This window comes from Rhodococcus sp. 1R11, from assembly GCF_004563845.1.
In the GTDB taxonomy this organism is placed as follows: Bacteria; Actinomycetota; Actinomycetes; order Mycobacteriales; family Mycobacteriaceae; genus Rhodococcoides.
The window spans coordinates 212101-225386 of the sequence record NZ_SPNG01000011.1 but is presented as its reverse complement, the minus strand read 5'-3'; the positions used below and the strand labels follow the sequence as shown (position 1 = coordinate 225386).

At 62.9% G+C, this 13286-nt stretch carries 16 protein-coding genes; 7 read left to right on the top strand and 9 right to left on the bottom strand.

Annotated elements, in window-relative coordinates; translation table 11 throughout:
* Nucleotides 1–86 precede the first annotated feature (86 nt).
* Complete coding sequence (locus tag E4P29_RS19785) at nucleotides 87–896, top strand: NAD(P)H-dependent oxidoreductase (RefSeq protein WP_135046836.1); 810 nt, start codon at nucleotides 87–89, stop codon at nucleotides 894–896.
* Here the strand turns inward: E4P29_RS19785 and E4P29_RS19780 are convergent.
* On the bottom strand, nucleotides 868–1344 hold the full coding sequence (locus E4P29_RS19780; protein ID WP_135046835.1) for a DinB family protein: 477 nt from the start codon (nucleotides 1342–1344) through the stop codon (nucleotides 868–870). The two genes, E4P29_RS19785 and E4P29_RS19780, sit on opposite strands and share 29 nt — an antisense overlap.
* A gap of 133 nt (nucleotides 1345–1477) precedes the next feature.
* On the opposite strand from E4P29_RS19780, the gene E4P29_RS19775 reads away from it, so the two are divergent.
* The gene (locus tag E4P29_RS19775) at nucleotides 1478–1900 is read left to right on the top strand and encodes a hypothetical protein (protein WP_245154411.1); all 423 of its coding nucleotides are present in this window, start codon (nucleotides 1478–1480) and stop codon (nucleotides 1898–1900) included.
* Nucleotides 1901–1996: 96 nt separating this feature from the next.
* Nucleotides 1997–3019 (top strand): ABC transporter substrate-binding protein, encoded by a 1023-nt coding sequence (locus tag E4P29_RS19770; RefSeq protein WP_135046834.1) that lies wholly within the window; start codon nucleotides 1997–1999, stop codon nucleotides 3017–3019.
* On the opposite strand, the gene E4P29_RS19765 is transcribed toward E4P29_RS19770, so the two are convergent.
* Nucleotides 2994–4277: an MFS transporter gene (locus tag E4P29_RS19765; protein ID WP_245154410.1), complete on the bottom strand. Its 1284-nt coding sequence runs from the start codon at nucleotides 4275–4277 to the stop codon at nucleotides 2994–2996. The two genes, E4P29_RS19770 and E4P29_RS19765, sit on opposite strands and share 26 nt — an antisense overlap.
* A 194-nt stretch (nucleotides 4278–4471) precedes the next feature.
* On the opposite strand from E4P29_RS19765, the gene E4P29_RS19760 reads away from it, so the two are divergent.
* A complete protein-coding gene (locus E4P29_RS19760) occupies nucleotides 4472–5662 on the top strand; it encodes a transposase (protein WP_135046833.1) in 1191 nt (396 codons plus the stop codon).
* A 20-nt stretch (nucleotides 5663–5682) separates the two neighbouring features.
* Here E4P29_RS19760 and E4P29_RS19755 read toward each other — a convergent pair whose 3' ends face one another.
* Complete coding sequence (locus tag E4P29_RS19755) at nucleotides 5683–6021, bottom strand: hypothetical protein (RefSeq protein WP_245154409.1); 339 nt, start codon at nucleotides 6019–6021, stop codon at nucleotides 5683–5685.
* 211 nt (nucleotides 6022–6232) lie between these two features.
* On the opposite strand from E4P29_RS19755, the gene E4P29_RS19750 reads away from it, so the two are divergent.
* Nucleotides 6233–6925, top strand: a complete 693-nt coding sequence (locus E4P29_RS19750; RefSeq protein WP_135046831.1) for a hypothetical protein — start codon at nucleotides 6233–6235, stop codon at nucleotides 6923–6925.
* 45 nt (nucleotides 6926–6970) lie between these two features.
* Nucleotides 6971–7279, top strand: coding sequence for a hypothetical protein (locus tag E4P29_RS19745; RefSeq protein WP_135046830.1), 309 nt, complete (start codon nucleotides 6971–6973; stop codon nucleotides 7277–7279).
* On the opposite strand, the gene E4P29_RS19740 is transcribed toward E4P29_RS19745, so the two are convergent.
* The 5 genes from E4P29_RS19740 to E4P29_RS19725 all read right to left on the bottom strand — a co-directional run bounded on the left by E4P29_RS19740 (nucleotide 7259) and on the right by E4P29_RS19725 (nucleotide 11730).
* Entirely contained in the window at nucleotides 7259–7867 is a 609-nt protein-coding gene (locus tag E4P29_RS19740; protein ID WP_135046829.1) for a hypothetical protein, read from the bottom strand. The two genes, E4P29_RS19745 and E4P29_RS19740, sit on opposite strands and share 21 nt — an antisense overlap.
* Before the next feature lie 84 nt (nucleotides 7868–7951).
* Nucleotides 7952–9268, bottom strand: coding sequence for a hypothetical protein (locus E4P29_RS19735; protein ID WP_135046828.1), 1317 nt, complete (start codon nucleotides 9266–9268; stop codon nucleotides 7952–7954).
* Nucleotides 9265–9684 (bottom strand): hypothetical protein, encoded by a 420-nt coding sequence (locus E4P29_RS19730; RefSeq protein WP_209205468.1) that lies wholly within the window; start codon nucleotides 9682–9684, stop codon nucleotides 9265–9267. Before E4P29_RS19730 ends, E4P29_RS19735 begins: the two co-directional genes overlap by 4 nt.
* 1 nt (nucleotide 9685) lies before the next feature.
* On the bottom strand, nucleotides 9686–9850 hold the full coding sequence (locus E4P29_RS26000; RefSeq protein WP_167326471.1) for a hypothetical protein: 165 nt from the start codon (nucleotides 9848–9850) through the stop codon (nucleotides 9686–9688).
* Nucleotides 9847–11730 carry a hypothetical protein gene (locus tag E4P29_RS19725; RefSeq protein WP_135046827.1) on the bottom strand — a complete coding sequence of 628 codons (1884 nt, stop codon included), beginning with the start codon at nucleotides 11728–11730 and terminating at the stop codon, nucleotides 9847–9849. The genes E4P29_RS26000 and E4P29_RS19725 overlap by 4 nt, the downstream gene beginning before the upstream one ends.
* Nucleotides 11731–11869: 139 nt before the next feature.
* On the opposite strand from E4P29_RS19725, the gene E4P29_RS19720 reads away from it, so the two are divergent.
* Nucleotides 11870–12664, top strand: coding sequence for a hypothetical protein (locus tag E4P29_RS19720; protein ID WP_135046826.1), 795 nt, complete (start codon nucleotides 11870–11872; stop codon nucleotides 12662–12664).
* 2 nt (nucleotides 12665–12666) lie between these two features.
* Here E4P29_RS19720 and E4P29_RS19715 read toward each other — a convergent pair whose 3' ends face one another.
* A complete protein-coding gene (locus E4P29_RS19715; RefSeq protein ID WP_135046825.1) occupies nucleotides 12667–13074 on the bottom strand; it encodes a hypothetical protein in 408 nt (135 codons plus the stop codon).
* Nucleotides 13075–13286: the final 212 nt, after the last annotated feature.

Sequence of the window (13286 nt, the reverse complement as noted above, 5' to 3'; positions counted from 1 at the left end):
CAGGACATCGCGCCCCTGAACGAGACGGGCAGAACGAGACAGAGTGAAGGCGTCACTCGAACACAACTCGACAACAGGGAGCACTCGTGAAGACGCTCATCGTCTACGCCCACCCAGAACCGCAGTCGCTCAACCACTCCCTCAAGGATCTGGCCGTCACCACGTTAAGAGCCGCCGGTCACGAAGTGCAGGTGACCGATCTCTACGGATCGAACTGGAAGGCCGCACTGGACGCGTCGGACTACGGGCCCGCCGCCTCATCGCCGCTGCGGGTGGCTGCCGATTCCGGGCGCGCTTTCGACACCGGCACCCTCACGTCCGACGTCCGCACCGAGCAGGAGAAGTTGCTGTGGGCCGACACCATCATCTTCCAATTCCCCCTGTGGTGGTACTCGATGCCCGCGATCCTGAAGGGATGGGTGGACCGAGTGTTCACCTACCACTTCGCTTATGGCGTCGGCGAACACAGCGACACCAAGTACGGTGAGCGCTTCGGCGAGGGAACCCTCGCCGGCAAAAGAGCACTGCTGTCAATCACCGTGGGCGGCCCTGAAGCCCACTACTCGGATCGGGGCATCAACGGCCCGATCGACGACCTGTTGTTCCCCATCCACCACGGCATCCTCTACTACCCGGGAATCGACGTTCTGCCTCCGTTCGTCGTCCACGGATCCGATCGATTGACGGCCGAGGAGTACGCAGTTGCCGCGAAGAACTGGGAACGGCTACTACTCGAACTCGAGACGACCGAACCGATAGCGTTCAGGAAACAGAACTTCGGCGATTACGAGATGCCGTCTCTTCGTCTCAAAGACGGCCTCGAGCAACCCGGGCAGTCGAGTTTCGCCTTGCACGTGCGGTCGCCAGTCACTCCCGACGAAGGACGTCGCGGGTGAGCTCGAGCTGGCCGAGATGCTGAGACAGCTCACGCACCAAGTGTGTCAACACCCATTCCGGGGTGGCGGTTGCCAGCTCCGGACGCGTGGAACCCATGACGGTCCGATCGCGAATGCCCTCGCGTAATGCCAAATCCACCCACTCGGGCAGACGCGTACGAACGTCGTCGACCCGTGCGATCAGGTCATCGACCCGACCGGTGGCCGTGAATTCGGTGGCGCGGTCCCGCGGGATTTTCAGGCCGGCGATCACCGAGCCTCCCCAGTGCTCGATCACGGCGACACAGTGGAAGACGATGGCGTACGGACTGTTTGCGCCCGGCAGATCCGGTGTGGTGTTGGCCAGCTCGTCACCCAGGCCCCTGAGAATTTCCGTCATCGACGACAGGCTCTCGCCGGTGATGACGAGAGTGGCGTCGGCTACGCGCCTTTCGATGTCGTCGTGCATCACCGGACCGTACACCCGGCCATCTCGCGAACCCAGTGTCGATGGCGTCTCGATAGCTCGTTTGCCACCATCTCGCCTCGAATAGGAGAGAGGATGGGGCCATCGCCAGATTCCGAAACCAGTGGAGGTTGTCATGGCAAGGCTTGTTCAACGGGTTGCAGTGTGCGGTGCGGTAATGGTCGGTGCGGCGATCGCGTCGGCTGCAGTGGCGTCCGCAGAGGTGACGATCCCGTTCCAGTTCAACCCAGCCCCCTACGGAAACCCCAGGGGCAGTGTCGATTCACCGCCGAGCAATTGTGCCGTGGTGGTGGGCGAGCAACCCGGGATCGCCAAGGTCACCGACGTCCCGAACGCGAACACCGGCTGCTACCTCATCTCCGACGTGCGCTGGGTGAACCTGACCACCGGGGCCAGTGGCAACGCGCGATTGTCCGACGCCCTCTTCGGATCCCCGCACGAGGCAATTGTGTACAGCGGGCCAGGGCAAGTGGCACTCATCGGACTACCGACTTCTGCGACCACTGTGCCGGGGTTCGCGACGTTCTACGTTCCGTAGCCATTCGAGAAGGTATCGACCGCAGAACGTAGGACAGCACAATCGGGCGAGCGTGGACTAGATTAGGGCATCCAAACTACGCTCGAAGGAGACTCGATGAATCCCGTGGTGAATCGGCGGACTGCATTATCGATGACGTTCGTGTCGGTCGCCGGGCTCGTCGTAGCCGGCTGCGCCAATGGCTCGGCGGAACGTTCGGATGGTTCGAGCTCGACGGCGAACGTCGAGAGCGGCGCGTTCCCCGTGACGATCGAGCACAAGCTCGGTTCGACGACCATCAACACCGCTCCCACTCGTATCGCCGCGGTGGGCATCGGCGACTCCGACGTGCTGCTCTCGTTGGGTCTGACGCCTGTGCTGGTGCCGGTGTGGAAGGGCTCGACCGACGACGGCATCGGCATCTGGGCCGAACCGACAGTCAAGGGAGACGAACCGGTCGCGCTGGCGAATGCGACGACCGAGTTCGATGTGGAGACGATCGCCGCCGCTGCCCCCGATCTGATCATCGCCGTCAACAACGCCATCGACGAGGACGTCTATGCGCAGCTCAGTGCGATCGCGCCGACGGTGCTGCACGCTGCCGACCAGACCGACTGGGTGCTGCCGTGGCAGGAGGTGACCACCAGAATCGGACGCTCCGTAGGTTTGCCGAGTGCCGCTCAGGCCGAGGTCGACCGCGTCGAAGCCCTGGTGGCGCAGGCTCGAACCGACAATCCGCAGTTCGTCGGCAAGACGGCTGCATTGGTCATCAGGTGGAGTGACGGCAAGCTACGGGCGTTCAGTCCCGACTCGGCGCGGGCCCAGCTGTTGACCGCACTCGGCTTCGAGGCACCCGCCGCGTTGGCGTCCCAGTTCGAAGGCAAGCTGAACACCGAACTGTCGGCGGAGAGCTACAGCTTGCTCGACTGCGACTACCTCTTCTTCGACAATTACGAACTCCACCGCGAGTCCATGGAATCGCAGGAGACCTTCACCAGTCTGGGTGTCGTGCGCAACGGTGGATTGATCGCGCTGGATCCGATTGTCTCCGACGCAGTGTCGATGCCGAATCCGCTGACCATCCCGTTCGTGCTGTCTGCGTTCATCGACGACATCAAGGCAGTCGACGCGGCCAGATAGCGTCGGACATCGACGACCACACACCGAGCACAACGGCAGGCGCGGCAATGCAGCCGGCGACCACCAACCATGGGGTCGCCGCTGCAACGCTGCCGTCGTCGAGTCGATCGTAGAGATACCCGACGCCGATCGTGCCGATCAACGACAGACATCCACCGATGGTGTTGAGCAGTCCGAAATGTGCTCCCAGATAACGCTCTCCGGCAATTCGGGCGAGCGTGTCTCGCATCGAGGGCACCATCAACATCTGCCCCAGATGCAGTAGTGCGATCCACGCTGCAATCTGCACGTACGGCCACACCGAGTCGGTGATGGTGCCTGGCCCTAGCGCCGGAATGACGAACGACGCCGCCATCACGGCCAAGCCGATGGTTGTTGCGGCTCGCGATCCCATCCGTGCCGCAACCGCCACCATCGGCCGTTGACCGACGATCACCAATACCGCTGCCCCCACGTAGAACCAGCCGAGCAGATCCTGAGAGCCGATGCGTAGCGAGAGTTGCTCGGGCAGCATCAGATACAGCTGAGCGAGCGCGACGAACTGTGCGCTGCACAGCGTGGCCAGCACGACGTAGCGTCGATTGCCCAACACCACACGCCAGACCCGGGTGATGGAAGTACCGACGACACTGCCGGTTTCGGTTGTCCTGGGGAACAGGAAGTAGAACCCGATCCACATGCCGGCGAACAGGATTGCGGCCACAGCGGCGGAGGCCGAGAACGGGAACACCAGGAGCACCGCCCCCAACGCGGGCCCGAGCACGGTGCCGAGCCGACTGCTCATCTGCTCGTAACCGAACAGTTCGGTGCGTTTGATGACGCCTGAGTCTTCGAGCTGTCGCCCGATATCGGCGTTGGCGGATTCCACCGCAGGCGCGAACAGTGCTGCGGCGAAACCGATCAGCAGAATCCCGACGATCACTGCGGGGAGGCTGCTCGCAAGCGCCAGCACAACGAACCCGACGATGCGTATTGCTATGCCCCACAGAATAACCGGTCGACGACCGAAACGATCGGCGATGCTGCCGCCGAGAAAGAACATGCCCTGCTGACTGAACGTGCGCAGACCCAATACGAGCCCGACGATCCAGCTCGCGAAGCCTAGCTCCTCTGACAGATGCACCGCGAGAAACGGAACCACCAGATAGAAGCCGACATTGAACAACACCATCGATGCCAGCACGAGCTTGACCACCGACGGAAGGTCTCGTAGTCGACCTCGCGCCGACGCACCACCGACTCCAGGGTTGATCGTCACGAACGTCGACACTACTGGCGCGAGGACCGGTGTGGTCCCCTCAGCCCTTCAGGGTTCCCACGTATTCGACCCTTGCTGACGATGTTCTCGATCTCATAAGCTCTGATCATGACATCGCGCGTCGGCGACTGGGACGATCGTGGCAGCGTAGATCCTTGGAATGTCTCGACGTCCATTCCTAGAGAGCAGGTTTCGTGAAGCACTCCGGAATTGTCGACGCCGACCATCACCAGTTCGTCGTCGGATCACCGTCCGCAGAGACCTACGAACCTGCTGTGACCGGCAGCGTCATGGAAGTGGGGCGGAATTTCGTTACTGTCATGACAGGAGTCGCGTACGGCCCGGTATCGGTGACGGTCGAACTGCTTACTACCGCTCCCGGCGACCCTGGCGCTGAGGTCGAGTGGGAGGTCATCGAAGAAGCCACGATCAAAGTGAGCACACCGTTCCGGGTCGTCACTCTCGATGGTGAGATCTCGCAGGATTTCCCGGCGCTGTCGACAACGAAGGGCCTCAACACCTTCCGCGTCAGCGCGCGAGGTCGAGATGCGAGGCCGGACCAGACCGTCACCGCCCCCACCGAGTCCTACCTCGTGCAGGTCTGGAAAGTCACCCAGCCAGCCACAATGCGGCGACTCCACAAGACCGACACGGTATGGAACGACGACATCACCGTCCGCAAGATCCGAAGCTGGTGGGACCCCGATCCCGCCGCAGACGCGACCTTGTACATCAAGTACGGCTACGAATACATGACGAACCAAGTCAAACAGGACGCGATCAATTGGGGTGGGCGACCGCCCACCGACAAGCTCTACCGCGCCCACTCTTCCAAACAGTTCGCCTTTCACGACAGAATGCTCGTCGACGCACTGGCACGCGCCCGCGCACCGAAACTTCGCAAGATCGCAGCGTGGGCCGTGCGCAGGTCTTACACATTGGCCGGCGTTGCAGATATCGACTGGATTCGGGCAGGACTCGAGGCGTTCGAGAACGAGACCCCGCTCCCAGCACCGTTCGACGACAGGCACAGCACGAAAGTGTGGGACGCCTTCAACGCCGACACCCGCATCCAGATGTGGGTCACATCGGACAGCGGCGAGCAGGTCCCGACGGCTGCGTCGGCAGCGGCCAATGCTCTGACAAGAGCCAGCGGAGTTGAGCCGTTCGTAGCCCTGTTCGACGTCCTGCAAACCCTATTGGTGGTGCAACATCAGGTCGACCATCCGGACCAGCGGCCGTTCCAGAGGCCGGACTACGACTACGTGGGACTCATCTCCGTCGTGCGTCGCGAGTTCTTTCCGAAACTGGCCCCCGCCGACCGATACGAACGCTGGATCGGTCACACGATCGACGATGTGCTGCAAGCAGATGCCGGGCGATGACGGCGCGGGTCCTCGATCGATCACGTGCTCTCTGCGAGCTCGCCCATTCGTGTGATGCCGCCGTTCCTGTCACGCCACACAGCTACCTCGTTAACGAGCTGCGGGCTCATGAACCCGCCGGCATCACCCCACGGCCACGCTGTGTGGGCCTCGGCTACTGCGTTCTGGACAAGATCCGCCATCGACCACAACGCAGCATCTTCATCGGCATCGATGTTCGCGCCGGTGCCGTTGCCGTTGAGACCGTTGGCTCGCCGACCGGTTATGGTGACCGCGCTAGCAAGCCACACCGCGCCGCCGTCGGGGTCGTACTCGGCTACCCAATCGATGTGTTCGATCAGACCGCTGTACTGGCGCACATGCAGATCACGGCTGAGTCGGTGAATAGCACGCAACCACGGGTCAGGCAGGTCAGCATGCGTTATCTCGACTCCACTCGATGGCGTCCATGTCCCGGTCAACACTTGCTCTCGGTTCGGGAAGAAGGGGTTCACCACGTGAGTATCCCAGCTGCGCATGGGCGGCCGGGTGTCAGATGCGAACCGCTACTCCCTGTTAGGGTTTGGCGGCATGAGGTGGTCGATCATCCCGGTTGCTGCAGTGTTCGTGGCAACCGCATGCGGCACACCGGCCGTGGCCCCACCCACTACCGCGTCGCCGACGCCCGAGCGCTACTTCACCACCGCTCCTGTCAACGCTCCCGTCGACGACACCGCTGTATGCGTGGACTCCGACCAGCCGAACATCACCGAGGACGATTACGTCACCTACTGGCAGACCGTGTTCGACGACCAGCGTGCCGCCTACCCGGATCAATCGTTCCCATCACCTGCACAGATCGCCGAGGACAAGAGCGCGGAATGGCGGCAGGGGCCGAACGACGAAGTTCCGAGCGGCGCCGACGCAGCCTTCTCGAATGCAGTGTGCGGCTTGCCCATCAACGACGGGTCGCTGCACTCGGGAATCGAGTTCCGCGCCCTCCGAGGCCAGGTTGCACAGTACGGACGAGCGACGTGCAATTCGATCGCCGGTTCCGGAGTTCCCCAGATGTGGGAGCAACTGCATCCGAACGACCCTGCGGCCTCATCGGTTCCTGGCGATCAGGCAGCCCAGTTCGAGCTTCTCGTCTATTCGGCAATGGCACACATATGTCCGCAGCTGGCCGACTATCAGGGCTTGCCCCCCATGAAGAACTGTGCCGACTTGACGCCCGACCCGTCGGCAGATCCCGAAGCGCGGGTTTTCTGTCGCGGTGAACGCTGAGCTCAGGATGTCGTCGTCCGTCAGGCACTCCGTCATGATGTACCGGTGCCATCTATCGATCCGTTCCATGCCCTCGTTCTGATGAACGCCGTGTTCGCCTCAGCAGCGTGGTGTCTGGCCAGGCCGTCGTGGCCCGCGGCGATATCGCTGGGTGTCGTCTCGATGCTGTGGCTGTTCTTCAACGCCCCCATCGAAGGCAGGACGTTGTACGTGGTCGACGCAGAACGAGGTCTCACCGAGTCCGACTTCATGACACTCGCAGGGCTGGTGTTGGCAGCGGTGACGATTTACCGGGTCCGACGCGGACGGACCAGAACGCAGACCCCTCACAGGTCAGAAGTCGAAGGTGAGTGAAAACCTGTACCAGGGCCCGCCCAGGCTGGTGTAGTCGAGTTCTTCACTCGATGATCGTGGTTGCGGCGGACCGTCGGGAGAGTAGATCCAGCCAGAAATGTGGCTGAAGAACACGGTATCCGCGTCGACGAAGTAGACCTCGGTCTCGTTCAACCCGCGGCTGACACTGGTGAGATCGAACGCGTCGATCGACACGTTGTCCACATTCACTGGTCCGGTAGCGGGCAGGGTCGCGACGAACGCGTCGAACTTCGGCTTCGACCGCTCGAACGATGGCTCCGGAATGGTGAGCGCCAGAATCAGTCCGATCACGACGATGACCGGTGCCACGGCGATCATCCGCGACCACGGCTGCCCTGACCGTAGGTACTTCACAGTCTTGTACCACCAGACGACGCCCACGACGAGGAGGATCAGCGCAACTGCAACGAAGACAAAGAAATTGAGTAGGTTGAAGACTCGCCCGGCAACAGGCCAGTAGTTCATCGACCCGAACAATGCCGCCGCGCACAACAGGAAAGTGATAGCGGCCAGAACTTTTCCGGGAGGGCGCACCCGCTTCTCTCGCTTGGGTATCGGGCGGTCCACAGTGCACATCGTGCAGGAAGAGTAGCGTTCCTGCCCCGTCATTATTCCGAATTTCGGACAATCCTCGATTCGCGTGCGGCCCGATCACGCACCGAACAGCAGGAACAATCCACCGAATGTGTAGAGCACCATCACGACCATCATGGCGAGTTGACCGGTAGCCGCGTGTTCTTTCGGCAGAGTTCGCAGCGAGGCGTCGTGGGCGAGGGTGATGCCCACCAGGTGCCCCACCACGACCGCCAGGACGGCGATGCCGGCGACGACCGACGGGTGGTTGGACAGGACGTAGGAGACCGATGCATCCCGCAGCCCCAGTACATTCGCTCCGTTGCCCAATGGATCCGATAGCGAAATGATTGTCTGCTGGCCCTTCTCGACGAAGTACGTGAGGTAGTGAGCCGTCATGTAACCCACCACGATCGGGATCAGGGAATGGGCGAGCAGGCCAGGTAGCGCGGCACGGCGAACACGCGACACTCCCCCGGTGGCACGGGCCGCAGACCAGAACGCCGCTCCGACAACGCAGATGACGGCAATCAACCCGAGTGTTCTGGTCGGCACCGATCCGAGAGCGGACTCGTCTACCAGCGAACGCCACGCCGGTATCTGCCCGATGCTGTCGAAGGCGGTGGACCCGAGCAGAACGGCGAGCACTGCCACTGTCCCCCGCTGCACCGGCAGGCTGACGGCTCCGTCGAGCGGTGACCGCAGCGCCAGAAGGCCGGACGCGGCATCTCGGGTGAGTGGCGACAATCGAGACACGGTATCGCTGTACACCTCGAAAGGGTCTGCACGAGAGAACCATTCGTCACCGAAGATCGCCGCACCGACTGCCATCACCACGACGTACACCGCGCACCACAGACGAACGGCCGACACCGAGCCCGAGTCGGGTGAGGCCAGTTCGAGCCAGACGAACGCGAACAGACCGACAACCGCAGGTACGCAACCCCATTCACGACGGTAGGCGACCATTGCCGCCGACGTCGGACGACGCAACAGTCCGCACACGACGCGGTGTAGTGCCCGCATCGGAGACACGATTCGCCAGAACGGCCCGAACACCAGCGATGCCGGAACGATGCCCACCCACACCAAAACGTAGAAGGTGCCGAGCAACGCGTTGCTGGAATCCTGTGGCCCCCACACCGATGCTGCGGCGACAGTGCCCGCCAGCAGCACCGACAAGGTCCCGACGAGACCCCGGACGATCGCCGAATCGGCCACCACCGTCGTCCGCGGCAGCGCCACGACGACACGCGTGGGGTCGAGCCTGGGGCGACGCCACGCGAACAACAGCAGCACGAACGACGCCGCCAGCACCCACGCCCCTCCGATCAGGGCGTAGGTGACAGGAATCGGCAGATCGGTCGACCCACCGAGGCCGTGGGCGAGAATCACGGACGAACGACGAGCGTGGCGACTGTGCGATCGCTGTGATGCAGTTCGACATCCACCTGTCCGGGCACATCGACGGTGAACGTGAACAGCTGATCTTTGCCCGGCTCGATCTCGAAGGTGTGCTCGGGAACCGAATGCACGTGCAGTTCGTCGGTGATATCACTGCTGATCGACATCGAAATCGATTGCCCCACAGAGGCGTCGAGGCGTTGATTGGTCGGTTCGACCGTCCCGCCATTGATCGACAGATTCATCCGCAGGGTATCGGGCTGCGCGGACACCGACGCGGTGGAGTCGGTGCTGGGCACCGGTTCTGCCGCGGTGGGCGAGGTAACGTCGGACGACGATCCACAACCGGCCACCAACGCCACCGCTGCACATCCGATGATCGCTGCCCGCACTGGCGACAGTCCCATGTCAGTGCTCTCCTTCTTGTTCGAGTTTCTCTGCGCGCTCCGCCCGGCGGTCCTTCCTGACGACGTACAGCACCGCGGCCACGATGATCAACGCAGGCGCGACCGCCGGAATGGCCAGCACCACAGAGTGATCGGCGAGATAGACGACGTCGGATGCTGCCGTCATACGGAGCTCGAATCCAGCGTCCTGCGTGACACCGATGCTCCCGGGGTCTCGGTACTGATGCGTACTGCGCCCCACGACAGAGCCCAGATCAATGCCAGAGTGCAGACGAGCACAACCAGTGATGCGGCACCGAACAGCCACGCCGGGTGGTCGAAGCTCCGTTCGCGCTGCAGCAGCGCAGTCTCGCTCTGCAGCTGCCGCGTGAACTGGGCGTCGGCCGAGACCTCGGACGCGCCGATGCCGGGATCGGCCGCCATGAAGATCGGCGTTCCGGTCAACGTTCGACCGTCCTGGATACGCAGGAACGTCTTCCAGGTGCCATGCGCCGGAACCGGGCGGGTCGACCGATACATCCCCGGCCCGGTCCGTTCGAGACGATCGACGACCAGACCACGCAGAGTGTCACCGGCACCCTGCCACGCCAGGATCGCCACCCACTCGGGGTCGTCGGACACCAGATCGGTTGGATCGAGACGGACCGTCGCCGTCACCATCCGGCCACCGTCCTGCGGCGGAGCATCCGCGAGAGTGACCGTCGCCGTTGCGTTTTCCGGCACGTCGATCATCAGACCATTGGCTGTCGCGCCGCCGAGGACGAGTACCAACGCGACGACGATCGTCCGACGAACCGCAGGTGCCGGCAGCCCGTCCCCGCTGAGCAGTTGCGCGAACAGCCCTGCCGTCAGCCCACACATGACGCCGACAGGTACTGCCATTGCAAGTGCCTCGACCCACATCGACGTCGGCCACGGGTAGACGAATACCGCGTCGATCCACAACGATTCGAGCCACAGACCCACGGTTGCGGCAGCCAACCCAGCGAGCATTCCGAATCGAAGTCTGTGCACCACGAGCGGAGTGAGACCGACGAGTTCGACCACCACCGCGATCCCGAGAAACAGTGCGAAGACGTTGTGCGGTTCACCCAGTACCGGACCGACGACGAATGCCGTCAGCTCACGAATGACGGCGGCGAATGCGACGACGAACAGAGTCGCGCCCCGTCCCACGACCAGTCGTGCTGCGACGAGCGCGAACGCTCCGGCACCGACGATGAGCATCGGTTGGAACACCAGCCGGAACTGCTCGACTCCGAAGTCGAACTCGATCTGGAACACCGACAGTCCGATGAGGAGACCACCGAATGCGCTGGCTTTGAGAACCCAAGACAACACCGAGCGTCTGGGTCCCTGCGCAGGTTCGTCCACCTCGTCGGGGGACGTCTGCTGCGCCGCGGCCAGCGCCAGTCTGCCTTCGTGCTCGAGCAGCAGGACTCCGATGAGAGACAGTCCGGCACCGCCGATCAGCATGAGGTGAGTCGGCCCCCACAGCGTCACGTCCTGGCCGAAGATGCGGTGCCAGATGTCGTCCAACGGAAAACCGATGAGCGCATACAGTCCACTGCCCGCGATCAGCAGACCGCCCGTGGGCGCATACCAAGTGCGGGTGATCTTGACGGCCGCACGACCGGGCTTCTCGTCGAGCGGCAGGATGATCGCCAGCGCGCCCGCGATGAACAGGAAGAACAAGCCCACCAGGATGAAGTAGTGGGCCGGGTTGGCCAGTGGCCCCTCGTCGCGCCCTCGTCCGATGTGCAGGCTGACGTCCCAGATGAACCCGAAGAATGCCGTCAGGATCGTCGAGACGAACAGGACCAGAGGCAACGCAGCCCAGCCGGGTAGGTTCAGCTTCGATCCCGCGAAGTCCGCCAGCCTCGCCAACCAGGTGATGCGGCGAGTGCGGTGCATGAATGCCAGATACAGCAGAAACAGCGAGACGACGGCCGCGGCTGCCGTCATACCGAAGACCTGGTCCAGCGCCGCGCCTCCGCTTTCCGACTGAGCAATGACGTTACTCATCGTCACACTTACTTTGACCATAGCGAGAGTATGAACCATGGCGCGCTGTTTCGGTCAAATTCGGAACAATCGGTGGATCGCTGCTCCGCGATCTAGTCCTACAGAGTGATGTGCGCCCGAGCCTTCGATGATTGACTCTCGTGCGGAAGGGAGCCGTCCGATGAGTAAGTCCGTCCCACGCGACCGCTGGTGGATCGTTCTGTTGGCATGTGCAGGAGCACTATTGGTGGCCGCGTTCGTTCTCGGACCGGCCGCGCTGCTGCGCGGAAGCTACCCGCAGTTCCAGGATCAGTCCGCCATGGGCCCACTGCTCGGCCGTGGATTGGTCGAGTATTGGGGCAGCGGTGTTCGCACCTTCCCTCCCGGCTTGGCGGAGATGGTGGACTACTGGTTCGCCTGGCACGCCATCAAGATCGTCATCTCGGTGCTGCTGACCGTCGTTCTGGGGCTACTGGCAGCGACGCTGTGGAGGCGATCCCTGACTGCCGGACTGGGTCACGTGATCGCTGCGACCAGCGCAACGGTGCTGTCGCTGTTGTCGGTGTTCGTGGCCGTGATCAACATCCAGTCGACGGTCGCTCCCGTCGTCGCGCTGCTTCCGATGCTCTCCGATGACGACGCGGACGGGAAGACGGCTCAATCACTGATCGAAAGCGGTGTGCGGAGCGGAGATACGCGGCCGCCTCTGCTCGAGCTGCTCACACAGGTAGAGCACTACAACTGGGCGGTCGTTGTCGCGACGGCTGTGGTGATCGCAGTTGTCGCTACCGGAACCGTGATCGCGTTCCGTCGGTATGTGAAGACGGACTCGGAAGATCGTCCCCACCGTCGGATGTTCGCAACCCTCGGGTCACTGGGCGCACTGATGACGATCGGGATGGCGCTGCTGTTCATCGCGGCCGTCGTGGCCGTCGTCGATCCGAGAGAAGCGCTCCTCGGATCAGTCGGCTTGTAAAACTACTGCCGGCTGCGATCGCGGGCACGCGCGCGGAATTGTCCGAGGGCGAGGATGGTCAACGCGACCCCCAGCAGGGTGAGGGGGATTTGGGCGCGGGGCGCGTCGATATCGAGTACGAGGATCTGCCACACCACCCACCCGATGGTCACCAACCCGACGCACACGACACACGTCGGAGCGTCGTACGCATCGACGAGCACAGCCGCAACCGAGATCAACGATCCGAGTCCGAGAAAGATCAGCACGAACAGCCCGGAGATGCGGTAGTCCCAGGTATGCCACGCAGGGAGCATGTCGACATCCAAGCCCAGTGACCGCCCACTGGGGTCGGAGGTCAACGACATTCCGTTGAACGTTCCGGCTGCACCCAACAGGATCAGCAGTGCCACCGTCGATAGCTTGTTCACGGTGACGTCATTGTTCGTCGTCCTTCGGTTGCGGCAGTATGCGGTGCGTCTCCGCTGATTCTGCCAGAACGAGGCCGCTCGGTCTTGTTCGCCGCACGAGACCATCAGGTCGGAACTCGCCGCCGCCCTCACCGGTCATCGATGAAGACTGCAGCTCGCACTGGCACCCGGTATATTCCCGCACCAAGGATGGACAGGTGACCATTGTTCGT